This window comes from Sphingomonas sp. BE138 (assembly GCF_031456125.1).
Classification (GTDB): Bacteria; Pseudomonadota; Alphaproteobacteria; order Sphingomonadales; family Sphingomonadaceae; genus Sphingomonas.
The window spans coordinates 119,906-145,690 of sequence record NZ_JAVDUC010000005.1 but is presented as its reverse complement, the minus strand read 5'-3'; the positions used below and the strand labels follow the sequence as shown (position 1 = coordinate 145,690).

Annotated in this window: 19 protein-coding genes and 1 tRNA gene; 12 read left to right on the top strand and 8 right to left on the bottom strand. The window is 69.6% G+C overall.

Annotation, left to right across the window (positions count from 1 at the left end):
- Nucleotides 1–10 precede the first annotated feature (10 nt).
- The 5 genes from kdpB to J2Y58_RS08850 all read left to right on the top strand — a co-directional run bounded on the left by kdpB (nucleotide 11) and on the right by J2Y58_RS08850 (nucleotide 9,010).
- Complete coding sequence (gene kdpB / locus J2Y58_RS08870) at nucleotides 11–2,035, top strand: potassium-transporting ATPase subunit KdpB (RefSeq protein WP_310101696.1); 2,025 nt, start codon at nucleotides 11–13, stop codon at nucleotides 2,033–2,035.
- A 19-nt stretch (nucleotides 2,036–2,054) separates the two neighbouring features.
- The gene (gene kdpC, locus J2Y58_RS08865; protein ID WP_310101693.1) at nucleotides 2,055–2,630 is read left to right on the top strand and encodes a potassium-transporting ATPase subunit KdpC; all 576 of its coding nucleotides are present in this window, start codon (nucleotides 2,055–2,057) and stop codon (nucleotides 2,628–2,630) included.
- Entirely contained in the window at nucleotides 2,627–5,308 is a 2,682-nt protein-coding gene (locus J2Y58_RS08860) for a sensor histidine kinase KdpD (protein ID WP_310101690.1), read from the top strand. Before kdpC ends, J2Y58_RS08860 begins: the two co-directional genes overlap by 4 nt.
- Nucleotides 5,308–5,997 carry a response regulator transcription factor gene (locus tag J2Y58_RS08855; protein ID WP_310101687.1) on the top strand — a complete coding sequence of 230 codons (690 nt, stop codon included), beginning with the start codon at nucleotides 5,308–5,310 and terminating at the stop codon, nucleotides 5,995–5,997. Before J2Y58_RS08860 ends, J2Y58_RS08855 begins: the two co-directional genes overlap by 1 nt.
- Before the next feature lie 202 nt (nucleotides 5,998–6,199).
- A complete protein-coding gene (locus J2Y58_RS08850) occupies nucleotides 6,200–9,010 on the top strand; it encodes a TonB-dependent receptor (protein ID WP_310101683.1) in 2,811 nt (936 codons plus the stop codon).
- 120 nt (nucleotides 9,011–9,130) lie between these two features.
- On the opposite strand, the gene J2Y58_RS08845 is transcribed toward J2Y58_RS08850, so the two are convergent.
- From J2Y58_RS08845 to J2Y58_RS08825, 5 genes are all read right to left on the bottom strand, one after another.
- Nucleotides 9,131–10,048, bottom strand: a complete 918-nt coding sequence (locus tag J2Y58_RS08845; protein ID WP_310101988.1) for an alpha/beta hydrolase — start codon at nucleotides 10,046–10,048, stop codon at nucleotides 9,131–9,133.
- Nucleotides 10,049–10,140: 92 nt separating this feature from the next.
- A complete protein-coding gene (locus tag J2Y58_RS08840) occupies nucleotides 10,141–11,130 on the bottom strand; it encodes a glycoside hydrolase family 43 protein (RefSeq protein WP_310101678.1) in 990 nt (329 codons plus the stop codon).
- Nucleotides 11,131–11,822: 692 nt separating this feature from the next.
- Nucleotides 11,823–11,896 (bottom strand) — tRNA-Gly (locus tag J2Y58_RS08835).
- A gap of 34 nt (nucleotides 11,897–11,930) precedes the next feature.
- Nucleotides 11,931–12,227 (bottom strand): hypothetical protein, encoded by a 297-nt coding sequence (locus J2Y58_RS08830; protein WP_310101675.1) that lies wholly within the window; start codon nucleotides 12,225–12,227, stop codon nucleotides 11,931–11,933.
- On the bottom strand, nucleotides 12,205–15,579 hold the full coding sequence (locus J2Y58_RS08825) for an amidohydrolase family protein (protein ID WP_310101670.1): 3,375 nt from the start codon (nucleotides 15,577–15,579) through the stop codon (nucleotides 12,205–12,207). The genes J2Y58_RS08830 and J2Y58_RS08825 overlap by 23 nt, the downstream gene beginning before the upstream one ends.
- Nucleotides 15,580–15,766: 187 nt before the next feature.
- Here J2Y58_RS08825 and J2Y58_RS08820 point away from each other — a divergent pair, with 187 nt between their 5' ends.
- The 3 genes from J2Y58_RS08820 (at nucleotide 15,767) to J2Y58_RS08810 (ending at nucleotide 20,505) form a co-directional block, all read left to right on the top strand.
- Complete coding sequence (locus tag J2Y58_RS08820; protein ID WP_310101667.1) at nucleotides 15,767–16,498, top strand: Crp/Fnr family transcriptional regulator; 732 nt, start codon at nucleotides 15,767–15,769, stop codon at nucleotides 16,496–16,498.
- A 113-nt stretch (nucleotides 16,499–16,611) separates the two neighbouring features.
- Entirely contained in the window at nucleotides 16,612–19,896 is a 3,285-nt protein-coding gene (locus tag J2Y58_RS08815; RefSeq protein ID WP_310101985.1) for a glycosyltransferase, read from the top strand.
- Between the two features lie 186 nt (nucleotides 19,897–20,082).
- A complete protein-coding gene (locus J2Y58_RS08810; RefSeq protein WP_310101665.1) occupies nucleotides 20,083–20,505 on the top strand; it encodes a VOC family protein in 423 nt (140 codons plus the stop codon).
- 95 nt (nucleotides 20,506–20,600) lie between these two features.
- Here the strand turns inward: J2Y58_RS08810 and J2Y58_RS08805 are convergent, their stop codons facing one another.
- Genes J2Y58_RS08805 through J2Y58_RS08795 form a run of 3 tightly spaced genes read right to left on the bottom strand, consistent with a single transcriptional unit; the run spans nucleotide 20,601 to nucleotide 22,940 of the window.
- Nucleotides 20,601–21,764, bottom strand: coding sequence for a glutathionylspermidine synthase family protein (locus J2Y58_RS08805; RefSeq protein ID WP_310101663.1), 1,164 nt, complete (start codon nucleotides 21,762–21,764; stop codon nucleotides 20,601–20,603).
- A gap of 6 nt (nucleotides 21,765–21,770) precedes the next feature.
- Nucleotides 21,771–22,499: a PspA/IM30 family protein gene (locus J2Y58_RS08800; RefSeq protein ID WP_310101660.1), complete on the bottom strand. Its 729-nt coding sequence runs from the start codon at nucleotides 22,497–22,499 to the stop codon at nucleotides 21,771–21,773.
- Nucleotides 22,500–22,514: 15 nt separating this feature from the next.
- Nucleotides 22,515–22,940, bottom strand: coding sequence for a DUF2170 family protein (locus J2Y58_RS08795; RefSeq protein ID WP_310101657.1), 426 nt, complete (start codon nucleotides 22,938–22,940; stop codon nucleotides 22,515–22,517).
- Nucleotides 22,941–23,028: 88 nt separating this feature from the next.
- On the opposite strand from J2Y58_RS08795, the gene J2Y58_RS08790 reads away from it, so the two are divergent.
- From J2Y58_RS08790 to J2Y58_RS08775, 4 genes are all read left to right on the top strand, one after another.
- Complete coding sequence (locus tag J2Y58_RS08790) at nucleotides 23,029–23,670, top strand: DUF2491 family protein (RefSeq protein ID WP_310101655.1); 642 nt, start codon at nucleotides 23,029–23,031, stop codon at nucleotides 23,668–23,670.
- A gap of 146 nt (nucleotides 23,671–23,816) precedes the next feature.
- Complete coding sequence (locus tag J2Y58_RS08785; protein ID WP_310101652.1) at nucleotides 23,817–24,230, top strand: DUF350 domain-containing protein; 414 nt, start codon at nucleotides 23,817–23,819, stop codon at nucleotides 24,228–24,230.
- Between the two features lie 12 nt (nucleotides 24,231–24,242).
- Entirely contained in the window at nucleotides 24,243–24,872 is a 630-nt protein-coding gene (locus J2Y58_RS08780; protein WP_310101650.1) for a DUF1190 domain-containing protein, read from the top strand.
- 84 nt (nucleotides 24,873–24,956) lie between these two features.
- Nucleotides 24,957–25,733 (top strand): metallophosphoesterase, encoded by a 777-nt coding sequence (locus J2Y58_RS08775; RefSeq protein ID WP_310101648.1) that lies wholly within the window; start codon nucleotides 24,957–24,959, stop codon nucleotides 25,731–25,733.
- Nucleotides 25,734–25,785 lie beyond the last annotated feature (52 nt).

The window sequence follows — 25,785 nt, the reverse complement described above, 5'->3', positions numbered from 1 at the left end:
GACCATCCACATGGCAAAGCAATCCGCCAGCCTGTTCACCGCCGCGCTCGTCGGGCCGGCGGTGAGGGCCTCCTTCACCAAGCTCGACCCGCGGCAGCTGATCCGCAACCCGGTGATGTTCGTCACCGCCGCCGTCGCCGCGCTGCTCACATTGCTGCTCGTCGTGGGACACGATGATCTGGCGATCGGGTTCAAGCTGCAACTGGTCGTCTGGCTGTGGCTCACCGTTCTCTTCGGCACCTTCGCCGAGGCGCTGGCGGAGGGCCGCGGCAAGGCGCAGGCCGCGTCGTTGCGCGCCGCCAAGGCCGAGCTGACGGCCAGGCGCCTCACCGCCGCCGGCACCGAACAGGTCCCCGCCAGCCGTTTGCGCATCGGCGACGTGGTGCTGGTCGAGACCGGCGACCTGATCCCGTCCGATGGCGAGGTCATCGCCGGCGTCGCATCGGTCAACGAAGCCGCGATCACCGGCGAAAGCGCGCCCGTCATCCGCGAGGCCGGCGGCGACCGCTCCGCCGTCACCGCCGGCACGCGCGTCATCTCCGACGAGATCCGGGTGAAGGTGACCGTCGAGCCCGGCAAGGGCTTCCTCGACCGCATGATCGCGCTGGTGGAGGGTGCGGAGCGGCAGAAGACGCCGAACGAGGTCGCGCTCACGCTGCTGCTCGTCGGCCTGACGATCATCTTCCTGATCGCGGTCGGCACCATCCCCGGCTTCGCCTCCTATGCGGGCGGCAGCATCCCGGTCGCGATCCTCGCCGCCTTGCTCATCACTTTGATCCCGACCACGATCGCGGCGCTGCTGTCGGCGATCGGGATCGCGGGCATGGACCGGCTGGTGCGCTTCAACGTGCTCGCCAAATCGGGGCGCGCGGTCGAGGCGGCGGGCGACGTCGACGTGCTGCTGCTCGACAAGACCGGCACGATCACGATCGGCGACCGCCAGGCCAGCCAGTTCCGCGCGGTCGGCGGCGCGACCGAGGCCGAACTGGCCGAGGCCGCATTGCTCGCCAGCCTCGCCGACGAAACGCCGGAGGGGCGTTCGATCGTCGCGCTGGCACGCGAACGCGGTGTCGCCGTCACGGCGCTTCCGGAGGGCGCGGCGGTGATCCCCTTCACCGCGCAGACGCGCATCTCCGGCGTGCAATTGGGCGACACGCTGATCCAGAAGGGTGCGGTCGACTCGATCCTGCGCGCCAATCCGGGCACCGGCACCACCGCGGCGGCCACCGAGCTGCGCCGCATCACCGACGAGATCGCCCGCGCCGGCGGCACGCCGCTGGCGGTCGCGCGGGGCGGGCGTCTGCTCGGCGCGATCTTCCTGAAGGACGTGGTGAAGGCCGGCATCCGCGAACGCTTCGGCGAACTGCGCGCGATGGGAATGCGCACCGTGATGATTACCGGCGACAATCCGCTCACCGCCGCCGCGATCGCCGCCGAGGCGGGCGTCGACGATTTCCTCGCCCAGGCCACGCCCGAGGACAAACTGGCGCTGATCCGGCAGGAGCAGCAAGGCGGCAAGCTGGTCGCGATGTGCGGCGACGGCACCAACGACGCCCCCGCGCTGGCGCAGGCCGATGTCGGCGTCGCGATGAACACCGGCACGCAGGCCGCGCGTGAGGCGGGCAACATGGTCGACCTCGACAGCGACCCGACCAAGCTGATCGAGGTCGTCGGGCTCGGCAAGCAATTGCTGATGACGCGCGGTGCGCTGACCACCTTCTCGGTCGCCAACGACGTCGCCAAATATTTCGCGATCATCCCGGCGATGTTCGCCGCGCTCTATCCCGGCCTTGGCGTCCTCAACGTCATGCACCTCGGCACGCCGCAGTCCGCGATCCTCAGCGCGATCATCTTCAACGCGCTTATCATCCCCATGCTGGTCCCGCTGGCGCTGCGCGGCGTCACCTACCGCCCGATGGCTGCCGGCCCGCTACTCGCGCGCAACCTCGCGATCTACGGCCTCGGCGGCCTCGTCGCGCCGTTCGTCGGGATCAAGCTGATCGACCTGCTCGTCACCGGCGCCGGGCTGGCGTAATCCTTCGAAGGACCGTGATATGAACACCGACCTCCGCACCGCCCTGCGGCCCGCGATCGTGATGACGATCCTGTTCGCGATCCTGCTCGGGCTCGTCTATCCCCTCGCCATGACCGGCATCGCCCAGGCGATCTTTCCTTCGCAGGCCAACGGCAGCCTGATCCGCGACGCCTCCGGCCGCACGATCGGCTCGGCGGTGGTCGGGCAGGCGTTCGTCGGCGACCGGTATTTCCACACCCGCCCTTCGGCGGCCGGAAGGGGGTATGACGGGCAGGCGTCGTCGGGCTCCAACCTCGGCCCGACGTCGCAGGTGCTCGCCGATCGCTTGCGCGCCGACGTCGCCACCGCACGGCGCGACGGCGTGACCGGTGCGATCCCCGCCGACCTGCTCACCGCCAGCGGGTCCGGGCTGGACCCCGACCTCTCGCCCGCCGCCGCGCTCGCACAGGTGCCGCGCATCGCGCGTGTCCGCCGCCTGCCCGAGCGTCAGGTCCGCGCATTGGTCGCCCGTGCCATCGACGATCCGCTGCTCGGCGACCGCCATGTCAACGTGCTGGCGCTCAACCGCGCGCTGGACGCCGCCGCGCCGCGATGACGGCGGCGGACGATCCGCGTCCCGATCCCGACGCCCTGCTGCGCGCCGCAGCGCAGGAGGGCAGGGGACGGCTGAAGATCTTCCTCGGCGCCGCCCCCGGCGTCGGCAAGACGTTCGAGATGCTGTCGGAGGGCGCGGCGCGCCGCCGCGACGGCACCGACGTGGTCGTCGCGGTGGTCGAGACGCACGGTCGCGTCGAGACCGAGGCGCTGGTGCGTGGCCAGGAGGTGATCCCGCGCCGCGCGATCGCCTACGAAGGCCGCACGCTCCACGAGATGGACCTCGACGCGGTCCTCGCCCGTGCCCCCCGCCTCGCGCTGGTGGACGAACTCGCGCACACCAACGCGCCGGGCAGCCGCCACCCCAAACGCTACCAGGATGTCGAGGAGCTGCTGGCCGCCGGCATCAACGTCTATACCACCGTCAACATCCAGCACGTCGAAAGCCTCAACGACGTCGTCGCCGGCTTCACGCGCGTCCGCGTCCGCGAGACCGTTTCCGACCGCATCCTCGAAGCCGCCGAGATCGAAGTCGTCGACATTCCCCCGGACGAGCTGATCGAGCGGTTGAAGGCCGGCAAGGTCTACCTGCCGCAGGAGGCGACGCGCGCGCTCGCGCATTTCTTCTCCAAGCCCAATCTGTCGGCGCTGCGCGAACTGGCGCTGCGCCGCGCCGCGCAGGCGGTCGACGCGCAGATGCTCGACCATGTCCGCGCGATCGGTGTCAGCGGCACCTGGGCGGGCGGCGAGCGGATCGTGGTCGCGGTCAGCGAGCTGCCCGGCGCCGACGAACTGGTCCGCGCTGCCAAGCGCGCCGCCGATGCGCTGCGCGCGCCGTGGACCGCGGTGTTCATCGAAACCCCGCGCGTGGCGCATTTCGGCGACGCGCAGCACACGCGGATCGCGCGCACGATGACGCTCGCGACCCAGCTCGGCGCATCGGTCGCAACTGTCCCGGCGACCTCGGTGACCGAGGGGATCCGCACCTTCGTCGCCGATGCGCGCGCGACGCAGCTGATCCTCGGCAAGTCGAAGCGCTCGCGCTGGTTCGAGCTGCGCCACGGCTCGGTCGTCGACCGGCTGGTGCGCGAGACGCCCGGTGTCGCGGTCCACGTTCTGCCGGTCGAGGCGCCCGCCGCCACCGTGCGCGAGCCGCAGCGGCGCGGCGGCTGGGGCAGCCCGTACGGCTATCTGCTCACCCTGTTCGGCGTCGCCCTGGTCACCGCCGCGGCCGGCGCGCTGTTCCACATTCTCGACCTCGGCAATGTCGCGCTGCTATACCTCCTGCCGGTGATGGCCGCGGCCAGCCTGTTCGGCTTGCGAACCGGGCTGTTCGCCGGCATCGCGTCCAGCCTCGCCTACAACTTCTTCTTCCTGCCGCCCACCGGCACGCTCAGCGTCAACAATCCCGAGAACGTCGTCTCGATCTTCGTGCTGCTCGGCGTCGCCGCGGCCACCAGCCAGCTGACCTCGCGCGTCCGTGCGCAGGCCGACATGGCCGCCGCCAGCGCGCGCGCCAACGCCACGCTCGCCGGCTTCCTCCACCGTCTCACCGCGGTGAAGACCGCTGCCGAGGCGGCGCGAATCATCGCCGACGACGTGCGCCGCCTGTTCGACGTCGAAGTGCTGCTGCTGACGCCTGAAGGATCGGGGGACGGCGGGGGGCTGTCGGTGCTCGCCGCGACCCGCCCCGACTATCGGCTGGACACCGTCGACATGGCCGCGGCGCAATGGGCCTTCGACAACGCCACCGCCGCCGGACGCGGCTCGGGTACGCTCACCGCTTCGGAATGGCTGTTCCAGCCGCTGCGCGCGGGCGAGCGGCGCGTTGGCGTGCTCGGGATCGCCGACGCCGATGCCGGTGCGCCGATCCGCGCCGACCGACGACCGTTGCTGGCCAGCCTGATCGATCAGGCCGCGCTCGTCCTCGAACGGCTGCGGCTGGAGGCGGAGATCCGCGATGTCGAATCGGTGCGCACCCGCGACCGCCTGCGCACCGCGCTCCTGTCCTCGGTCAGCCATGACCTGCGCACGCCGCTCACCGCGGTGATGGCCGCCGCCGCCGAGCTGCACCACGGCGCAACCCCCGAATTGATCGCGACGATCGAAACCGAGGCGCAGCGGCTCAACCGCTTCGTGGCCAACCTGCTGGACATGGCGCGGATCGAGGCCGGCGCGCTGACGCTCGCGGTCGAGGCGACCGATCTGTCGGATGCGGTCGCTGGCGCCGCGCACGACGCGCGTCGCGCGCTGCACGGCCGCGCCGTCCGCCTCGACGTGCCGCCCGACCTGCCGCTGGTGCGCGCCGATCCGCAATTGCTCCACCACATCCTGCTCAACCTGCTCGACAATGCCGGGCGCTACGGCGACGCGGGCAGCGAGGTGGTGGTCGAGGGTCGCCACCGCCTGGATCGCCTGTGCCTGTCGGTGCTCGATCGCGGCCCCGGCCTGCCGCCGGGGCGCGAGGGCGAAGTGTTCGAGATGTTCCGCCGCCTCGAAGGCTCCGACCGCGTCGTCGGCGGCACCGGGCTCGGCCTTGCCATCGTGAAGGCGTTCGCCGAGGCGATGGGGATGACGGTCGAGGCCGGCAACCGCCCGGACGGCAGCGGCGCGTCCTTCTCGCTGATCGTCCCGCGCGCGCTGATCGTGCGCGACCCCGTGCCCGAGGAGCTCGCCTGATGCCCGCCACCGTTCTGGTCGTCGATGACGACGTCGCGATCCGCCGCCTGTTGCGCAACACGCTGGAGCGCGCCGGCTATGCGGTGGTCGAGGCGATGAACGCGCAGGCGGCGCTCGCCGCCGCGGGCGCGTGCGACGCGGTGCTGCTCGACCTCGGGCTGCCCGATCGCGACGGCCTGTCGCTGATCCCGCTGCTGCGCCGCGCCGGCGACACCGTGGTGCTGGTCGTCTCCGCGCGCGAGGCGACCGCCGAAAAGGTCGCAGCCCTTGATCTCGGCGCTGACGATTACGTCACCAAGCCGTTCGACAGCGACGAGCTGCTCGCGCGGCTGCGCGTCGCGTTGCGCCACCGTGGCGGTGCGGTGCCCGGCGGCATCGTGCGCCGCGGCGATTTGGCGATCGACCTCGACCGCCGCACCGTCACCCGTGCCGGTGCGGAGGTGCACCTGACCCGCAAGGAGCATGACGTGCTCGCGCTGCTCGCGCGCCATATCGGCCGCGTCCTGACGCACGAGAAGATCCTCGCTGCCGCCTGGACCGGCGAGGAGGAGGCGCGGGTCGAATACCTCCGCATCGTCATCCGCAACCTGCGTCAAAAGCTTGAAGCGCCGGCGCCGATCGGCAGCGTGATCGCCAACGAACTCGGCGTCGGTTATCGCCTGCGTGCCGGCGATCCAAGGCAAATGTAGGACAAGCGACCGCGCCTCGCCCCGAGGGCATGGCGCCCGCGCTACCTTGCTAACCTATCGATAGGCCGGTGCAATATCTTGCAAGTGGCACCCTGTGTAAAGCGACCGTGATATTGACGGTCGCCGGATCCCGCGATTATGTCGGATAAATAATAGTCGCGAGCGAGGTCGCGGCAGCGGGAGAGATGGTGTGAAAGCGAGCGTGTTTCGGGCGATTCTGCTAACCGGGTCGGCCTTCGTCCCGGCCCTTGCCGCCGCGCAGGAGGCACCGCTTCCGCCCGAGAACAGCGCGGCGTCGCCGCCGCCCGCCGCCACCACCGCGCCCGGCCCCGCCGCGGACGACATCGTCGTCACCGGCGTGCGCGCCAGCCTGCGCTCGGCGCAGGAACTGAAGCGCAATTCCGATTCGATCCTGGACGCGGTCGTCGCCGAGGACATCGGCAAATTGCCCGACAACAACGCCTCGGAGGCCCTGGCGCGCGTCACCGGCGTGCAGGTCAACCGCTCGACCGACGAGGCCAACGGCGTGCTGATCCGCGGCCTGCCCGACGTCACCACCACCTTCAACGGCCGCGAGATCTTCACCGCCGAGAATCGCGGCGTCGCGCTGCAGGACTTCCCCGCCGGCGCGCTCGCCGCGCTGGAGGTGTACAAGTCCGGCACCGCCGACCTGATCGAGCCGGGGCTCGCCGGCCTCGTCAACGTCCGCTCGCGCCGCCCGTTCGACTTCAAGGGTTTCGAGATCGCCGGCGGCATCCGCGGCAATTACAACGACCAGTCGGGCAAGCTCGATCCGGTCGGCAACCTCCTGATCACCGATCGCTGGGACACCGGCATCGGCGAGATCGGCGCGCTCGTGAACTTCGCGATCACCCGCACCCGCTATCGCAACGCGGTGCGCTTCAACGATCAGACGACGCGCACCCCGGTCGGCGACGTGAACAACCTCACCGACGATCTCACCGTCGCCACCCCCGATGTCGGCACCGCGTTCCGTATCCCCAATTCGGTCGGCAATTACTTCGCGACCGGAACGCGCACGCGCCCGTCGCTCAACGGCAGCCTGCAATGGCGCCCGAGCGACCGGCTGGAGATCTACGCCGACGGCCTGTGGCAGGCGTATCGCGGCGAACAGTCGAACGAGAATTTCACCGCCTTGCTCGAGGCCGAGACGCTCGCGCTGCCCGGCCAGAACGGGACCCGCCCGACGCTCAGCAACGTCGTGCTCGACCCCGACGATCCGCGCAAGGTGATCAGCCTGACCAAGACCGGCGGCCTCGCGCCGCAGCAGTTCCGCTCGACCTTCAACGACCGCACCGACACCTACCAGGGCGCGATCGGTTTCATCTGGAAGGGCGACCGCGCGCGGATCAGCAGCGACTACGCCTACACCTACAGCACCTATTCGCAGCTCGAATACAGCCTCGACGCGCGCTTCGCCTCGTCGCCGCGGACCGATGTCGAGTTCGACCGCGACGGCGGCGCGTCCTTCACCTTCCCCGGCTTCGACGCGCTCAACCCGGATAACTACATCTGGCGCGGCTTCTATCAGAAGCGATACCACGCCAGCGGCAGCGGGCATCAATGGCGTGCCGACCTGCAGCTCGACACCGATCTGCCGGTCGTGCAGCGGCTCGACTTCGGCGTCCGCTGGGTCTCGCGCACCGGGCGGCTGGAGCAGGGCGACCGCTATCTCGCCACCGACGCGCTCGGCATCCCGCTCGCCAGCCTGCCGACCGGGCAGCTCGAGACGGTGCAGGACGGCTTCCGACAGCCCGCCGCGCAGTTCCGCAACTGGCTGATGCCGTCGCGCGCCTCGATCCGCTCGAACTTCGATGCGTTGCGCGCGCTCACCTATTCGGTCGGCCCGCGGCTGATCGCGCGCGATCCCAACAACGTCGACCTGCGCGACAGCGTCGCGCGCTTCGCGCAGGAGGAGATCGCGCTGCGCCCCGACGGCGGGTTCCGCGCGCAGGAAAGCACCTACGCCGCCTATGCGCTGGCGCATTACGATTTCGAGGTCGGCGGTGTCGAGATCGACGGCACCGCCGGCGTGCGCGTCGTCAACAACGACGGCACCTATCGCGGGGTCACGCGGCTGGTCACCGACGGCGCGATCTCGTTCCTGTCGCAGGTGAATCGGCAGAACTACGTCGACGTGCTGCCGTCGTTCGGCGCGCGGTTGCAGTTCACGCCGAAGCTTCAGGCACGCCTCGGCTACACCGAAACGCGCACGCGTCCGTCCTTCTCGCAGCTCAACCCCGCGTTCAACATCACCCGCAATACCGCGACCGGCGCCGCGTTCGACGCCAGCGGCAGCGGCGGCAACCCGGGGCTCGTGCCGCTGACCTCGAACAACTGGGACGCCACGCTCGAATGGTATTTCGCGCCGACCGGGTCGTTCACCGCCTCTGTCTTCTACCGCGACCTGTTCGGCTTCATCAGCACCTATACCACCATCGTGCAGGACCCGACCTACGGCCGGCTTCAGGTGTCGCGCCCCGAAAATGCCGGGGCCGGGACCATCAAGGGCGCGGAGGCCAATTTCCAGACCTTCTTCGACTTCCTGCCCGGATTGCTCAGCGGCTTCGGCACGCAGCTGAACGTCACCTATCTCGACGGTACCAACCGCCTGCCCTCGGCGCTCGGCGAGGCGGCGCCGATCGTCCCGATCACCGGCGTGTCGAAGTGGACGTACAACATCACCGGCTTCTACGAAAAGGGACCGGTCTCCGCGCGGCTGTCGTACAACCGCCGCTCCAGCTACGTCGACAGCTTCACCCGCAACCCGGGCGAGGCGCAGTTCGCGGGCGTATCGGTCCTGCCGATCTCGCGGCTCGATTTCTCGGCGGCCTATACGCCGTTCGAGAATATCACCTTCACCGCCGACGTCACCAACATCCTGGCGCAGCCGTTCCGCAACTTCCGCAACTTCGCCGCCGACGCCGGCTACCCGGTCGACGTGCGCGAGGAAGGCCGCTTCTACTCGCTCGGCCTCCGCTTCCGCTTCTGATCGGGGGCACCCGAACATCGTCGCCCCTGCCTGCGCAGGGGCGACCGTAGGTCCGTGCCTCCGGTCCGGCGACCGAGCCATACGCCACCGCGCATGCCGATCCGCCGGACGCGACGCCCCCTATTTCTTCGCCGCCAGCAACCCGTGCATCCCCAGCCACCGGACATAGGCATCGAACCACCCGGTGCTCGTCGTCGGCTTCTGGTACATGCCGAAGCCGTGCCCGCCCTGTTCGTACAGGTGGAACTCCACTGGCCGCTTCGCCGCGCGCCACCGGTCGATCAGCCCGATCCCGTCGCCCGCGAAGAACGGATCGTCCGCCGCCAGCGCGACGAACAAAGGCGGCGCGTCGGCCGGCACGTCGACGGCGCCCAGCGGGCCGTAGATGTCGGCGATGAACGCCGGCTTCGCATCCTGCCCGGCCAGCGCCGTCGCCATGGTCAGCATCGCGCCCGCCGAGAAGCCGATCATCCCGACCCGGTCGGGATCGACCTTCCACTCGCCCGCGCGCGCGCGGATCAGCTTGAACGCCGCGCGCGCGTCGGCGATCTGCGGCCCCAGCCGCGCGGTCATCGCCATCGGCTCGACGCGCGGACGCGGCGCCGACCCGGAGAACATTTCCGCCATCGACTTCTCAAACCCCGCCATGTCGGCGGGCGTCTGGTTCAGCCGGTATTTCAGCACGAACGCCGCCACGCCGCGCTTGGCGAGCGCCCTGGCCACGTCCCAGCCCTCGTTCTCCATCGACAGCGTGCGGAACCCGCCGCCCGGCGCCACCACCACCGCCGCGCCGGTTCCGGTGCCCGGCGCAGGCAGGAACGGCGTCAGCGTCGCGACCGTCACGTTGCGCGCGAAGGTGCTGTTATATTGCCGGTGCCACGCTTCCTTGTTCTTCGCGTCCGGCAGCGGCCCGGTGTCGAGCGTGATCGCATCGGGCTGCGCGGGTGCGGCGATCGGCGTCATGCGGTCGTCCTGCGCGCGCGCCGGCGCGGCCATGGTCGCCACGCCCAGCGCCAGCGCCGCAAGCGACACGTACATCCTTCCTTTTCCGAACTGCATCGTCATGGCTTCTCTCTCCCTTGAAGATAGCGCTCCCATTTTCGGATGCGCGACGTGATCGGTTCGCCGGGTCAGCGGCGGGGCGGGGCGCTGACGCCCGCGTCGGTCTGGACGACCGGCTTCATCGTGCCGTCCGGATTGTAGTACAGCCGCTCCACGGTCACCGCGCGCCGTCCGATCGCGCCGTTCAGGTCGCCGATCGCCAGCGTGGCGTTGTGCAGGAACAGGTACCAGTTCTTCCGATATTCGACGATGCCGGGGTGGATCGTGAAGCTGTACTTGCCCGAACCGGTCAGCTCGCCGCGATACGTCCACGGCCCCCGGATCGACGGGGCGGTCGCATAGGACACCTTCTCGTCGCGGTGCTTCGACCGGTCGAGCGAGGCATAGGTGAGGTAATAGAGCTTGCCGCGCTTGTGCAGCCACGGCCCCTCCTCGAAATGCGGCGGGGTGATCTCGGTGATCGGCCCGTCGATCTCGATCATGTTGGGCTTCAGCCGCGCGATATAGCATTGCCGGTTGCCCCACGCGATCCAGGTCGTGCCGTCGTCGTCGGTCAGCACGGTCGGATCGATATCCTCCCAGCTGTGCGTGCCCTTGGGCGTCATCTCGTTGGTGATCAGCGCCGAACCCTTGGCGTCACGGAACGGCCCAGTCGGCGAGTCCGCGACGGCGACCGCGATCGCCTTGCCCGGATGCGTCTTGTCGTGCTCGACGGCGGCGTAGAACCAGAATTTGCCGTTTTTCTCGATCGCCTGCGATGCCCAGGCATCCGCCTTCGCCCAGGTGAAGTCGGCGACGCGCATGATCGGGCCATGGTCGGTCCAATGCTTCAGGTCGGTGGTCGAATAGACCAGCCATTCCTTCATGTTGAACATTTCGTCGCGCTGCGCTTCGTCATGCCCGACGTAGAGGTACAGTCGGTCGCCGACGACCAGCGGCGCGGGATCGGCGGTGAACTTGTCGCGGATGATCGGGTTCGCGCCCGGCGCGTCGCTCGCGGCGCTCAGGATCGTCAGCGCTGCCAGCGCGCATGCCATCCGCCGGTACTGCTTGCGCAACCGCTCTCTCCCACTGCTTATGAGCTTACGATAGCGCTAACGGAACGGCCCTGCCAAGACATGAAGTGAAGCCCGATCAACTGCTTGCGCCATATCGCAACCGGTCGTGCCGATCCCCTCGAAGCACGTGTCGCGGAAACATCGCCGGCTTCTCACCGTCAGGATGATCCCGCGTCGGCTCCGCGCACCGCTGCCGCCGGCAACGACGCGGTGATCGCGAGGCGGTCGCGCGCGACGCGCACGCGATATCGCGCGTCCGGCGCGGCGGACAGCGCGATTGACACCCGCGCGGCGGTACCCCGAACCGTACGAGCGCGGTGCGCGCATCGGCCGCCGTCTGCGCGGCAGCGCTCGTGCCGAGTGTGACTGCGGCGGGCAGGGCAGCGGCGCGCAGCAGCGTCATGGCATCGGTCCTCCCCTCATGATCGCCACCCGTCAGGCGCATGGGCGTCCGTAGCAGCCCACCCTCGCGCGGGGATGCCGTCCTCCGTGTCCGTCCGTGCTCGCCGCGTCCCAACCGCCAACAGGGATTGCTATGTCATTCGTCTGCTCGCATCGGCGGACCGACGGGAAGCGGTGCCAGTAGATCGCGGAAAAGCAACGCAGCGAACGCGTTCGAGCGGCACGGAGGGATCATGCCTCGACGCGGCGGAAAGGGCGGCGACGCAGGTGATCTGGGTTCAGCGCGAATGTGGAGCGGGTGAAGGGAATCGAACCCTCGTCGTAAGCTTGGGAAGCTTCTGCTCTACCATTGAGCTACACCCGCGTGGCGCTTCCGTTGCCACGCGGCTCCCGGCGCGTCAACGCGATTCGGGTTGGTAGCCCAGAACGAAGGCGATCACGGTCGTGGCCGGCATTTCGCACGGGCGCAGCGCAACGCGGGCTCCCGCCAGGCGATAGAGATTGAAGCTGACGCGCGTCGCGCCGCCCAGCGCCTCGGCATAGAGCCACAGCCGCCGGGCATCGGCGCTGACGGTGAGCGTAGCGCCCCAGCGGCGTCCCGCATACGTGCCTTCGGAATAGCCTGGCGGCCATACCTCCAGCGCGTCGAGGAACGCCGCCGGGGGTGCGGCGTCAGTCCTGGTCGCTGTTGCCATGCCCGTGGCCGACCGTCACCCGCGCGCCGGTGTCCGCGCCGCCGCCGGTGCCCGTCTCCCACCAATAGGGCAGCCGCCGCCGCGTGCCCGTGGCGACCTCGTTCAGCGTCGCGGCGTCGAACAGCCGCCCGCCCAGCATCACTTGCGCCACCTTGTCGGTGTTGCGGATGTCGGCGGTCGGGTCGGCATCGAGGACGACCAGATCGGCGAGCTTGCCCGGCTCCAGCGAGCCCACGTCCTTTTGGTAGCCGAGCGATGTCGCTGCTGCGATCGTACCCGCGCGTAGCGCCTCGACCGGGGTCATCCCGCCGCGCACGAAGCTCCACAGCTCCCAATGCGCGCCGAGCCCCGGTTGCTGGCCGTGCGCGCCGATCGCGACCGGTACACCGCGGTCGGCGAGCTTCCTGGCCTCGCGCGCGGTCGCGCCGTCGACGTAATCCTCCTCTGGCGCGATGTCGCGCCGCGCGTTCTGCGCGGCCAGCAACGCCGGCGGCGCATGGCGTGACAGGAGCGGATGCCGCCACACGTCCATATGCGCGCGCCAATACGGATCGCCGGCCGGTCCGCCGTACGCGACCACCAGGGTCGGCGTGTAGCCGACCGTCGTCTGCGCCCACAGGCTAAGCACGTCGTTGTAGAAATGCTCGAGCGGGACGTTGTGCTCGACCGTCGAATTGCCGTCCTGCACCAGCGACATGTCGAGCGTGTAGAGCGACCCGCCCTCCGGCACGACCTCCATCCCCTCGGCCTGCGCGGCGGCGACGACCATCTGGCGCTGTTCGCGGCGCGGCTGGTTGTAGTTTTTGACGCTGCGGGCGCCCTGCGCCTTCAGCCGTCGGACGATCGACAGCGCGTCGTCATAGCTGTCGATCTGCGCATAGACGTCGGGGCTCTTCGCGCCATAGATCACTTCGCCGGTCGAGAAGGTGCGTGGGGCGAGCACCAGCCCGGCCGCTTGCATCTCCGCGGCGGGGAAGATTTCCGCCGAGCGCGACGAGGGATCGTGGATCGTCGTGGTGCCGAGCGCGAGGTTGGCCATCGCCGACCAGTTCTGCTGCGGAACCAGTTCGTCCTCGCCCTGCGGCCCGTGCGCGTGGGCGTCGACGAAGCCGGGGACGATCGTCTTGCCGGCCGCATCGACCGTGACCGCGCCCGCGGGAATCGGTACGGAGCCGCGCGGCCCGACCGCAACGATCCGGTCGCCGCGGATCAGCACCGTGGCGTCGTCGACGATCCCGCCGTCCTTGTCCGCCATCGTGACGACACGCGCGCCCGTCAGCGCGACGGTCTTCGTCGGCTTGGCAGCGGCCATCTCCATCGACAGCGACACCCCGGTTGCAGGGGCGGCGAACGTCGCGGCATCCTCGCCGCCGGGTGCGCTGCGGAACAGCGCGGCGGTGTCGGCGGAATAGAGGGTCGGCCCGGCGCTCCAGTGGATGCGCTTGCCGTTATCGGACCAGTTGATGAAGTCTGCGCCATCACGGCTGACGCGCGTGACGGGCAGCGCGCCGGACTTCGCATCGACCTCGACCGCCTGCTTGCCCGGCAGGATCGGCATCACGAACGCCTCGTAATTCTGCCGGAAGGCGACGTAATCGCCGGCAGGCGAGATCTGGAAGTCGTTGACCAGCTCGCCTGCCGCATGGACGCGGCGCTCGCCGCCCGTCAGGTCGGTGCTGACGAGCTGGCGCTTGTTGCCTTCGTTGGCGATCATGAACACACGGTCGCTGGAGGCGCCGAATTGCGGCGCCGCGGCGTCCTTCGCCATGCGCACCGGGGCGCCGCCGGTCGCGGCGACGCGGTACACGCCGGTACCGGCGTTTCCGCGCGGCGCGGTCAGCCCGCCGCCCTCGCCCTGTTCGAACACGATCGTCTTGCCATCGGGCGAGAAGCGCGCGCGGGCGTAGTGGCCGGCGACCGTCGTCACCGTCTTCGGGGCGCCGCCGGCTGCGGCGACGGTGCGGATCTGCCCCAGCCCGGCATCGGTCCACCCGGTGAAGACGATCGTCCGGCCATCGCGCGACCAGCTTGGCCACAATTCCAGTTCGCCGTCGCCGCGCGTCAACCGCTTCGGCGCGCCGCCCGCCAGCGACTTGACCCACAATTTGCCCAGCGTCTCGAAGACGACCTGACGCCCGTCCGGGGAGACACTCGCCCAGCGGGTCGCCTTGGTCATGAACCGGTCGGGCGCGACCTCGATCTGCGGGTGGGTCGCCTCGGCGATCACGCGCGTGTCGTCGATACGGAACGGGATCACCGTCGCAGGGCCGCCATCGGCAGCGACCCGGCGCAGCTTGCCGCCCGACCAGAAGACGATCGCCTTGTCATCCGGGGTCCAGCTCATGTTCGGATACACGCCGGTGACGGCCCACGTCTCCTGCACGTCGCGGTCGAGTGGACCGTAGACGATCCGCTCGACCCCGGTCGCAAGGTCCTTGATCCATAGCTTCGACACGTTGTTGTCGCGGCGCACGAACGCGATCCGCTTGCCGTCGCGCGATGGCGTCGGGCGTACCGAGCCGCCGACGCCGCTGACCGCCGTGGTCACCTCGCCGGTGTCGATGTCATAGCGTTCGATGTCGAACAGGTCGGTGCGCGAGTTCTGCGCATATTCGAAGATCGGGCCGGACGAGACGTTGCGGGTGTAAAAGATGCTCTTGCCGTCCGGCGCGTAGGTCGGCTCGCCCAGCTCCTTTTGCAGCACCTCGCTGGCGCGCTTGACGAGTTGCACGCCGCCGCCGCCCGAGACGTGGTACAGCCACACCTCGCCAGTACCGAGCGAACGGCCGGTCGTGAAATGCTTCTTGGCGGCGATGAAGCGCCCGTCCGGGCTCCATGTCGGCTGGTTGAGCAGGCGGAAGTCCTCTTTCGTCACCTGCCGCTTGTCGCTGCCGTCGACGTTCATCACCCAGATGTTGTCGCCGCCGCCGCGGTCGGAAGTGAAGGCGATCCGCCGGCCATCGGGGGAGAAGCGCGGCTGATGCTCGAACGCCAGCCCCTCGGCGATGCGCGTCGGCGTGCCGCCCGCGATCGGCATCGTGTAGATGTCGCCGAGCAGGTCGAAGGCGACGGTGCGCCCGTCCGGCGACACGTCGACGTTCATCCAGCTGCCCTCGTCGGTCGCGATCCGCACCTGCTTCGTGCGCAAGCCGCGCGGCGCGTTGACGTCCCACTTGGCAGGCTTGGCGTCCTGCGCGCCGGAGGCGCCCTCGGCGGGGCGGGGCGGGGGAAGCGTACCCGCCGGTGTCGGTGTGGCGTCGGTCGCCTTGTCCTCGGGCACCTGTGTCTGCTCGACCGGCTTGTCCTGCGCCGCCAGCGGCGCGGCGAGCAGGCAAAGGGCGAGGGCGGTCATGGCGCGATAGGTCACGATGGTGGATTTCCCCTGTTTTCTCCTTATCGTTACCCGATCCGCAGCCGAGGTCACGCGCGAAATCATGCGCGAAGGAAGCGGGCGCGAAAGTAGTCGGTGGAGTAAATTGGATCAGCGTGCGGCGGCGACGTCTCGGAGTAGGGAGGGAGGATTTCTCCGGGAAAACCATGTGCTTGATAAACTCCCACTTCACCGCTTCAACGAGTTCCTGCCGATGGACGAGGCGCGCGCGCAGGCGGTACGCGCGCTGGGCGAGCCGCCGATCGACTATCCGCGCCATGCAGTGTTGCGTCGTGAGGGCGAGCCGCCGCGCTATATCTACCTGCTGATCGACGGCTGGGTCGGTGCGTCGGTGCTGCTGCCCGGCGGCGAGCGCCAAATCGTCAAGTTCCATCTGCCCGGCGACGTGCTCGGCACCCCCAGCATGTGCCTGGCGCAAGCGGCGGACACGCTGACGGCGTTGACGGCGGTGCGCGTCAGCCGCGTACCGCTGGCGTCGTTCGGGGCGCTGTTCCGGAGCTCGCCGCACTTTGCCGCCAGTATGTTTCTGAGCGTGCAGCGCGAGCGGGTGGCGTTGATGGACCGATTGGCGGCGGTGGGACGCACGGCGGCGATCGCGCGCGTCGCGGCGCTGCTCCTCGACATCGACGAACGGTTGCGTGCCGCCGGGCTCGCCGCAGACGGACATTTCGAGCTGCCGGTGACGCAGGAGCAGATCGGCGATCATCTGGGGCTAACCGCAGTGCACGTGAACCGTGTGTTCCGGCAGATGGTGGATGACAAGCTGATCGCGCGCGAGCGGCAGCGGATTAGCCTGCTCGACGCACCGCGCCTCCGATCGATGTCGGCGCGCCAGCCGCGCAGCGTGGCACGCGATCTGAACTGGCTGATCGGCGAATGAGTCTCGGTAGTTAACCGCTTATTTGCCACCTGCGCGTATCGGCTGCCGCTCGGTCGGGCGATGGGACGGACACGGGCGTGGCGATTTTCTACGATGCCAGCGGGCAGCGGGCCATGCGGGTGCGCGTGGCGCTTGTCACCATGGCCGCGGTGCCGCTGCTGCTGGCGGCGCTGCTGATCGCGGCGGTGCTGCGCCCGATGACGGACAATGCGCCGCAACTCGGGCGTGCTACCGACGCACCGCACGGGCGCGCTGCGCCGGTCGTTTCGGTCGCCCCGGGCGCGTGGCTGCCGACGCGCACGGGGGCGCCGCTGACCGGCGGCACAATGGGGTTCTACATGCCGTGGGACGCGCCGTCGCGCGCCTCGCTGGCCGCGCATGTCGGTGAGCTGTCGTGGCTCGTTCCCGGACTGGCGACGGTGACGGGGCCCGACCATCGCTTCGTCGCCGAGGACGATCCATATATGCGCGGCGTCGTCGCGCGCGCCGCCCGCCGCCCGCGCGTGTTGCCGATGGTGCAGAATGCCGACGCGGACGGCGGCTGGGACGGCGCGGGTACCGCCGCGCTGCTCGCCGACCAGGCCGCGCGCCGGCGCTTCGCCGACAGGATCGTGGCGTTGATCGATCGCGAGCATGGCGCGGGGGTGATGCTCGACCTGGAGAGCCTTCCGGCGCGTGCGCACCGCGACTATCGCTCCTTCCTGGCCGAACTGCGCGCGCGCTTTGCCCCGCGCGGCTGGGTGGTGGCGCTGGCCGCGCCGGTCGCGGATCCCGACTGGGACCTGCGCGCGTACGCCGCGGTCGCCGACCGGGTCGTGCTGATGGCCTATGACGAACATTGGATGGGGGGCTCGCCAGGGCCGATCGCGTCGCAGCCGTGGTTCGCGCGCGTCGTCGCGAATGCGGTGGCGCAGGCGGGCGCCGACAAGGCGATCGTGGCGATCGGCAGCTACGCCTATGACTGGCAGGGGCGTACGACCACGCCGCTGAGCATCGCCGACGCACTGGCGCTCGCCGCGGAAGCGGGGGTCACGCCGCAATTCGACGCGCGCAGCGGCAACAGCCGGTTCGCTTATGCGCGCGCCGGTGCAGCGCACCAGGTGTGGATGCTCGACGCGCTGAGCGCCGCGAACCAGATGGCGGTGGTTCGGCGTACCGGCGCGGCGGGCGTCGCGCTGTGGCGGCTGGGCAGCGAGGACCCGCAGGTCTGGCGCGCGCTGGCGAACGTGGCGCGCCCCGACGTGCGCGCGCTGCCCGCCCCGGCCGGGATCGCGGTGCGCGGACAGGGCGAGATCATGCGGATGCGTGCCGAGGCGACACCGGGCGCGCGGCGGGTGACATGGTCGGGCGATCTGATCCGCGCGGCACGCTACGATCGCCTGCCGCAGCCCGACACCGTCGAGCGGACCGGCGCACACCGCCGTGAGATCGCGCTGACCTTCGACGACGGCCCCGATCCGACATGGACGCCGAAGATCCTCGACGTGCTGCGCCAGGAGCGTGCACCCGCGACCTTCTTCGTCACCGGGACCAACGCTCTGGGGCAGGGCGCGTTGCTCCGCCGCATCGTCGCGGAGGGAAGCGAACTCGGCAATCATTCCACCTCGCACGCCGATCTGTCGCACCGGTCGGAGACGGCGATCGCGCTCGAGCTGAAAGCGACCGAGCGCGTCGTCGAGGCATATACCGGCCGCGCGATGACGCTGTTCCGGCCGCCGTTCCTGGGCGACGCCGACCCCGATCGCCGCGACGAGTTGCACGCGACGCGCGTCGCGGCTCGGCTCGGCTATCTGACGGTCGGCCTCAACGTCGATCCGCTCGACTGGCAGGGTCCGAAAGCCGCGATGATCGCACGGCGCGTGATCGCGCAGGTCGAGGCCGGCACCGCGGAGCGGCCGGCGCAGATCGTGCTGCTTCACGATTCGGGCGGTGATCGGACCGAGACGGTGCGGGCGTTGCCGCTCATCATCAAAGAGCTGCGCGCGCGCGGATACGATTTCGTGCCCGTTTCGCGGCTGGCGCGGCTGTCGCCGGCGGCGGTCATGCCGAAGCTGACCGGCGCGGCGGCGGCCGACGCCGGCGGTACGCGCGGGCTGTTCGACGGGCTGGCGTGGCTTCGCGATGCCGCGGCGGTGCTGTTCGCGATCATCATCGCCATCGGCATGGCGCGCGCGGTCGCCCTGACGGGGCTGGCGCTGTGGCGGCGCAGGCGCGAGGCGCCGCCGGAGCCTGCGCCGCACCTGGTGCCCACGTTCGTCTCGGTCCTGATCCCCGCCTTCAACGAGGCGCGCGTGATCGCGGCATCGGTGCGCCGCATCCTGGCCAGCACCGGCCCGCGCATCGAGGTGATCGTCATCGACGACGGGTCGAGCGACGGTACCAGCGATGTGGTGCGCGCCGCGTTCGGGATCGATCCGCGTGTCCGGTTGCTGACGCTGGAGAACGGCGGAAAGGCGAAGGCGCTCAACACCGCGCTGGCCAGCGCGCGCGGCGACGTGGTGATCGCGCTCGACGCCGATACGCAGTTCGAGGCCGACACGATCGCCAAGCTGACGCGCTGGTTCGCCGATCCCGGGATCGGCGCGGTCGCGGGCAATGCCAAGGTCGGCAACCGCACCAACATCGTCACGCGCTGGCAGGCGCTGGAATATGTCACCGCGCAGAACCTGGAGCGGCGGGCGCTCGCCGCACTGGGTGCGGTGACGGTGGTGCCGGGGGCGGTCGGCGCGTGGCGGCGCACTGCGCTGGACGCGGTCGGCGGATACCCGGAGGACACGCTGGCCGAGGACCAGGACCTGACGATCGCGGTGCAGCGCGCCGGGTGGCGCGTCGCGTGCGACAATGATGCGGTCGCCTGGACCGAGGCGCCCGAGACCGTCCGAGCGCTGTTCAAGCAGCGGTTCCGCTGGGCGTTCGGCACGTTGCAATGCCTGTGGAAGCATCGTGGGGTGCTCGGGCGGAGCGGCGGTCTCGGGCGCGTCGGGCTGCCGCAGGCGCTGGTGTTCCAGTTCCTGTTCACGCTGGCAGCGCCGCTGATCGACGTCGCGCTGCTGCTGGGTGTCGGCGGGACGGCGTGGCGGGTCTGCGACCGCGGCTGGGACGCGGCGGGCGGCGACGTGCTGACGGTGGCGGCTTTCTGGGCGACATTCGCGTGCGTCGATCTGGCGTGTGGGTGGATCGCCTACCGCCTGGACGGGCGCGAGCCGCGCTTCCCGGCGCTGCGGCTGTTGATGCAGCGCTTCGGGTACCGCCAGTTGCTCTACGCGGTGGTGCTGCGCGCGCTGTATGTCGCGGCGACCGGGGCGCGGGTCGGCTGGGGCAAGCTGGAGCGAACCGGCAGCGTGGCGGTGGTCGAGGGGACGCCGGCGACCGAGGAGCCGCTGCGCGCGGCGGCGTAGTTTGTAAACGAACATTGCCGAATGTTGCGAATGTTGAGACGCTGGCGGGGGTAATTGCTGAGGACGCGGGCGGCATGATCACGCCGTGATGCGGGATGATGGACGGTGTAGGACAGACCATCGTCGCGCTGACACGCGGCGAAAAGCGCGGTAGCGTCGTGCTTTGTCCCTGCCGGAGCGTTGCCGATGTCGTTGTTGTCCGCCCTGTTCGTGCTCGCCGCCGCCGCGCAGGGGGAGCATGTCGCGATCCAGGCATCCGACCTGGATCGCAGCGCGACCTTCTACCGCGAGGCGTTCGGGTTGCAGCTTATCAAGCAGCCGCTGACGAACCGGCGCTGGATCGATCTCGGCCGCGGCTTTGCGCTGCACATTCTCGATGGGCGGACCGCGCCCAAGCCGTCGAACATTAACGAGCATCTGGCGATCCATGTCGACGATCTGGCGAGCGTGACCGCGTGGCTGGACGCCCACCGGCGGCCGTGGACCGATCTGGCGGGCAAGGTGAGCACGATGCAGACGCGGTTCGACGGCGTGCGGCAGATCTACACGCAGGACCCGGACGGTTACTGGCTGGAGGTCAGCGACAGCCGCGGGGTGGCGGGGAAGTAATTGATCTCCTTGCTTTCGACGCTCGGTCGCCCCTGCTTTCGCCGGGGTGGGGCACGTGCTTCGACAGGCTCAGCACGAACGGTGGGAGGGGGCCGTCAGATGATCGCGTGGGGGACGAACCGCGCCAGATCGCGGGTGATCGGGCCGTCGTCTTCGCGGATCGACATCGCGACCGGTTCGTCGCCGACCATCCACGAGCCGATCACCGCGTGCTGGCCATCGAAGACCGGGAGCGGGGCGAGCGCCTGCACCACATGCCCTTCGTCGCCATAGCCGCCGTCCGGACCGCGATCCTCCGACGCGCCATCGTGAAGGAGGATGTCCCAGCCTTCCCGGGAAAACAACGGCTTGCGAACGAAGCGGTCACCGATGGCGGACACGCCTGCGGTGTCGTCGGCGAAGGCGGCGGGGAGCAGGTTGGGGTGGCCGCGGTGGCGTTCCCACAGCAGCGGAAGGATGCCCTTGTTCGACAGGATCGCTTTCCAGGCCGGTTCGAGGAACAGGGTTTTCGTGCGGGGCAAGTGCGCGGCGTACGGTTCGCGCAGCATGTCCTCCCACGGATAGAGCTTGAAAAGCGCAGCGATCAGAACGTCTTCCTCGTCGACGAACTGGCCGTCGCCGTCGACGCCGATGCGGTCGATCGCGACAAAGGCGGGGTCCAGCCCGGCCTGGCGCGCGGCGTCTTCGAGGTAGCGGACCGTCTGGCGATCCTCCTCATGATCGGCGACGCTTGCAAAATGCAAGACACTTCCGGGGGTTAGCAGCGCGCCAAAGCGGTCGACGAGCGCTTCGTGGAGGCGGTTGTATTGATCGGCGCCTTCCGGAAGGGTGCCGTCCGCCAGCCGGTCCTCCAGCCATTGCCATTGGAAGAGGGCGGTCTCGTAGACGCTGGTCGGCGTATCGGCGTTATATTCCAGCAGCTTGGCGGGGCCGGTGCCGTCATAGGCGAAGTCGAAGCGGCCGTAGAGCGTCGGGGCGTTCGCCTTCCATGAGGCGGCGACCACGTCGCGCATCGCGTCCGGGATCGCCAGCCGGTGCATCAGCGTGTCGCTTTCGACCACCTCGGTGACAAGATCGAGGCAAAAATAGTGAAGCTCGGCGCTCGGCGTCTCGATCCCGGCCTCGATTTCGTCGAGCGAGAAGCGGTAATAGGCGCGTTCGTCCCAGTAACGCTGACCATCGAGGTGATGGAAGGTAAAGCCCATCCGGCGGGCGATGTCTTCCCACCCGGCGCGCTCGCCGGTGACGATCCGCTCCACGGGCGATCAGCCGCCGGACTTGTCGTCGAGCCGTTTCGCCTCGCCACCGTCGCGCGGGGCGGACAGGCGGGCGAGGATGTCGTCGGCACTCGACGCGCCCGGCAACAGCCCGGCCCGCTCCAGCTTGGCGTCGAGGTCGGCGCCGGTGCGCATGTCCTCCAGCTCGGCGGCGGCGCGGAACTTCTCCTCGCGCACCGCCTGCCGCTCCTTGAGCCGCGCGAGGCTGTCGGCGGCCGAGCCCAGTTGCGACTGCGCGCCGTGCGTGTTGCTGGCGATCTGCGCCTGCGCCTGCTGGACGCTTTCGTTGGCGCGCACGACGTCGACCTCGCGGCGCAGTGCCTCGATCTTGCCGTCGCCGGACTTGATGATGCCGCGCATCCGGTCCTCGGCGGTGCGCATATCGGCGACCTGCGGCGTCTTGGCGTTCACCTCGCGCTCGATCTGCGCCAGTCGCTCGGCCACCTCGCGCGCGAGGTCCATGTCGCCGCGACCCATCGCGGCGCGCGCCGACGCCTCGTACTTGTCGCGCTGCGCGACAAGCTGTTCGATGTCCTTTTCGATCAGCCGGCGCTTGGCGGTGACGGTGGCGAGGTCGTCGCGCGCCTTGGCCTGCGCGCTGCCGGCGTCGCGCAGTTGCTGGTCGAGGATCGTCAGCGCGCGCTTGTCGACCACCGACTGCCCCGCCTCGTGCGCGGAGCCGCGGATCAGCGTGACGAATTGCTTCCACATCGACATGGTATCGTAGGTCCTTCAGGCAGCCGCAAAGGCGTGGCGCAGGTCGGCGGCGGCGTCGAGCGCGTTGTGCGCCAGCACGCGCAATTCGATCAGGATCGTGCGCAGCGACGATTCGACCGACAGCTCGCCGATCAGCTCGTAATATTCGCGGCCGTCGACCTCGGTGATCGCGAAGTTCGACAGCGGCACCAGCTTCTGCGCCTTGAGCAGGAAGTGGTTGAAGGCGGCGGGGTCGTCCATCTCCGCGACCGGCCACAGCAATGTGGAGACGGCGATCTGCTCGCCCGCGACGCTGAGGAATACCGCCAGGTCGCCGTGGTCGTGCAGCGTGACGTGCAGCGCCTCGCCGACCTGCTCCACGCTGACCTCGCCCAGATGGTCGGGCGCGCCCAGCGCCTCGGCCAGCCGCTCGATCGTCCACACCCGCGTCGTGTCGTCCACGTCATCGTCCTCTCGGTATGCTTGACACTCCAAGCATAAGCCCGCAGCCTTTGGCAAGGTGAATGGGCCGGATGGAGACGCACGCGGCATGATCTTCGGCAGCCTGTTCGGCGGCGGACGCGAGCCTGCAAGGAACGCCGTCGCGGTCGTGCGCGACGTGACGATCGGGCGGATGGTGCGGCTGGACGCGCTGGCGTGGCGGCGGCTGGCGGGCGGGACGTTCACGCTCGACCGCGACACGCTGGAGATCACCGCACAGGGGATCATCAAGCTCGACGACGGCGGCGGCTATGTCCACCGCTTCTACACCGACGACGAGCTGATGCTGCAGGCGGTGAGCCAGCAGCCGGACGGATCGGACGCCGACGACTTCACGCTGTTTCGCCCGTGGTCCTCCACCTATGCCACCGGCGGGTGGGACGATGCGGCGTTCCGCGACCGGCTGAGCCAGCCGGTGTGGAACGAGGCCGGGCTGCCGCCCTTTCGCCGGTTCTGGTATGACGGCGACGAGCGCGTGCAGCCGCCGGTGCAATTGTGGGAAGCGTTGTATTACGAGCGCGACGGCGACCCGGTGAAGCACATCCGCCAGCAATGCATGCTGTACGTCCGCGATCTGGCGCCGGAAGGGCAGGAGCTGCTGCTCGCGCTGTCGGCGCGGCCGGAGGGGGGCGATACCACGCACGACATCATGATCGGGCTGCCGCTGTCGCCGGCGGAGTTCTCGGCATAGGGGAGTGAGGCATCAAGTCAGCAGCGCGCGTACACGGGGGGTGGCAGGTTCAAGTGTCGTTGCTTCGGTCCGCACGCGATGACGGTTTCGGTGCGCGCGATGATGCTCTAAGCCTTCAACCCGTGTAGAATGAGGGGACCGCGCGCATGTTCGACACGACCGCCTTTCTGTTCGGGGCCGGGCATTTCCTGATCGCCTTCGCAATCGCGTGCCTGTTCCTTGGCGTGTTCAAATGGCTGTACCAGGTGTCCACGCCCTATGACGAGCGGCGGCTGGTCGCCGAGGGCAATATGGCGGCGGCGGTGACGTTCGGGGGGGCGATCGTCGGCTTCGCACTGCCGCTCGCCTCCGCGCTGTCGGTGACCGCCGACCCGCTGGAATTCGTCGCATGGGGCGTGCTGGCGGGCGTGATACAGGTGGTGGCGTCACTGGTCGTCCGGCGTATCGTGATCCGCGACCTGGTGGCGCGGATCGAGACCGGCAACGTGGCGAGCGCGGTCTATATGGCCGCGACCTCGATCGCGGTCGGGCTGCTCAACGCCGCCTGCATGACGTATTGAGGGCGCGACGCGATGACCGACCTTTCCCTTCCCCGCCGCAAGCGGTCCGCCGCCGCCGGGCTGACCGCCGCGGGCGCGCTGGCGATGCTGTCCGGGTGCGACGGCACGCCGGACCAGCAACAGCAGTTCGGCCCGCCGACCGAGGTGTCGGCGTTCCGCACCGTCGACGAATGCGTCGCGAGCGGCGCGTTCGCCAAGGTGACCTGCGAGAATGCGCGGAAGGAAGCCGCGCAGACCGACGGCAAGGCCGCGCCGCGCTTCGACAGCCAGAGCCTGTGCGAGGACCAGTTCGGGTCGGGGCAGTGCCTGGCGCGCAACGACGGCGGGCAGAGCTTCTTCGTGCCGCTGCTGACCGGGTTCATGATCGGGCGGCTGCTCGACGGATCGGGCTATCGCTACAACGGCCTTTATCGCAACAACCGCGACGACCGCTGGTACACGCCGTCGGGGGCGTGGCTGTACGGCGGCGGATACGGCGGGCGCGGGTATAATTATCAGGTCGGGTCGCGCGCGGTGACCGCGCCGATCACGACGCAGCGCATCCAGACGCGCAGCTCGGTCGTGTCGCGCGGCGGCTTCGGCGGGCGCGTCTCGGCGCGCTCCAGCGGTGGCTGGGGCGGGGGCCGCTCGTTCGGGGGATGAGCGGCGGAAGATGAAGGGCGGGGGGTGACGCATCGGAATCCGCGGTCGGGCGTTCGCGATGGAAACGATCGACAAAGGACAGGGATGACCCGGCTTTTCCACGTCAGCGACGTCCATTTCGGTGCCGAGGATCCGGAGGCGGTGCGGTGGTTCCGCGAGGTCGTCGCGCTGGAAAAGCCCGATGCGGTCATCATGACCGGCGACCTGACGATGCGCGCGACGAAGCGCGAGTTCGACGAGGGCGGCGCGTGGCTGGCGAGCCTGGGCGTGCCGGTGACGCTGGAGGTCGGCAACCACGACATCCCCTATTACTGGGATCCGCTGCGCCGGCTGTTCGCGCCCTATTCGCGCTATGCCGCGGTCGAGAAGATGATCGAGCGGCCGCTGGAGATCCATGGGATCACGATCGTGCCGCTGAAGACCACCGCGCGCGCGCAATGGCGCTGGAACTGGTCGAAGGGGCGGGTGAGCGCGGGCTCGCTGCGGCGTGCGCTGGCGCTGGTCGAGGCGGCGCCGCGCGGCAACCTGATCTTCGTGGCCGGGCACCATCCGCTGATCGACGGCGGCAGCAAGGGCACCGCCAAGACGAGGCGCGGCGACGAGGCGCTGGCGGCGCTGGCGGATGCGGGAGTCCATGCGGTGCTGTCGGGGCATGTCCACGATCCGTTCGACATGCCGTACGAGCGCAACGGGTGGCGGCTGCGGCTGATCGGGGCGGGGACGCTGTCGAAGCGGACGCGCAACTCGCCGCCGGCGTTCAACGAGATCCGCGTCGAGGGGGACCGGTTCGAGACATTGGTGCGCACGATGTCCGAGCAGCCGGTGCATCCGATCAGTGCGATGAGCGCGGCGGGGCGGTAGCGCTTTCGTCATTCCCGCGGAAGCGGGAATCCAGACGCGCAGGTCGTCGCAA

Coding starts and splice junctions, on each gene's coding strand:
- J2Y58_RS08845 (WP_310101988.1), bottom strand. CDS start 10,048: ATGTACGTGTCGCTTGCGGCGCTGGCGCTGGGCGTGGCGACCATGGCC.
- J2Y58_RS08790 (WP_310101655.1), top strand. CDS start 23,029: ATGATCTTCGGCAGCCTGTTCGGCGGCGGACGCGAGCCTGCAAGGAAC.
- kdpC (WP_310101693.1), top strand. CDS start 2,055: ATGAACACCGACCTCCGCACCGCCCTGCGGCCCGCGATCGTGATGACG.
- J2Y58_RS08810 (WP_310101665.1), top strand. CDS start 20,083: ATGTCGTTGTTGTCCGCCCTGTTCGTGCTCGCCGCCGCCGCGCAGGGG.
- kdpB (WP_310101696.1), top strand. CDS start 11: ATGGCAAAGCAATCCGCCAGCCTGTTCACCGCCGCGCTCGTCGGGCCG.
- J2Y58_RS08800 (WP_310101660.1), bottom strand. CDS start 22,499: ATGTCGATGTGGAAGCAATTCGTCACGCTGATCCGCGGCTCCGCGCAC.
- J2Y58_RS08825 (WP_310101670.1), bottom strand. CDS start 15,579: ATGACCGCCCTCGCCCTTTGCCTGCTCGCCGCGCCGCTGGCGGCGCAG.
- J2Y58_RS08860 (WP_310101690.1), top strand. CDS start 2,627: ATGACGGCGGCGGACGATCCGCGTCCCGATCCCGACGCCCTGCTGCGC.
- J2Y58_RS08830 (WP_310101675.1), bottom strand. CDS start 12,227: ATGGCAACAGCGACCAGGACTGACGCCGCACCCCCGGCGGCGTTCCTC.
- J2Y58_RS08775 (WP_310101648.1), top strand. CDS start 24,957: ATGACCCGGCTTTTCCACGTCAGCGACGTCCATTTCGGTGCCGAGGAT.
- J2Y58_RS08785 (WP_310101652.1), top strand. CDS start 23,817: ATGTTCGACACGACCGCCTTTCTGTTCGGGGCCGGGCATTTCCTGATC.
- J2Y58_RS08815 (WP_310101985.1), top strand. CDS start 16,612: ATGCGGGTGCGCGTGGCGCTTGTCACCATGGCCGCGGTGCCGCTGCTG.
- J2Y58_RS08855 (WP_310101687.1), top strand. CDS start 5,308: ATGCCCGCCACCGTTCTGGTCGTCGATGACGACGTCGCGATCCGCCGC.
- J2Y58_RS08780 (WP_310101650.1), top strand. CDS start 24,243: ATGACCGACCTTTCCCTTCCCCGCCGCAAGCGGTCCGCCGCCGCCGGG.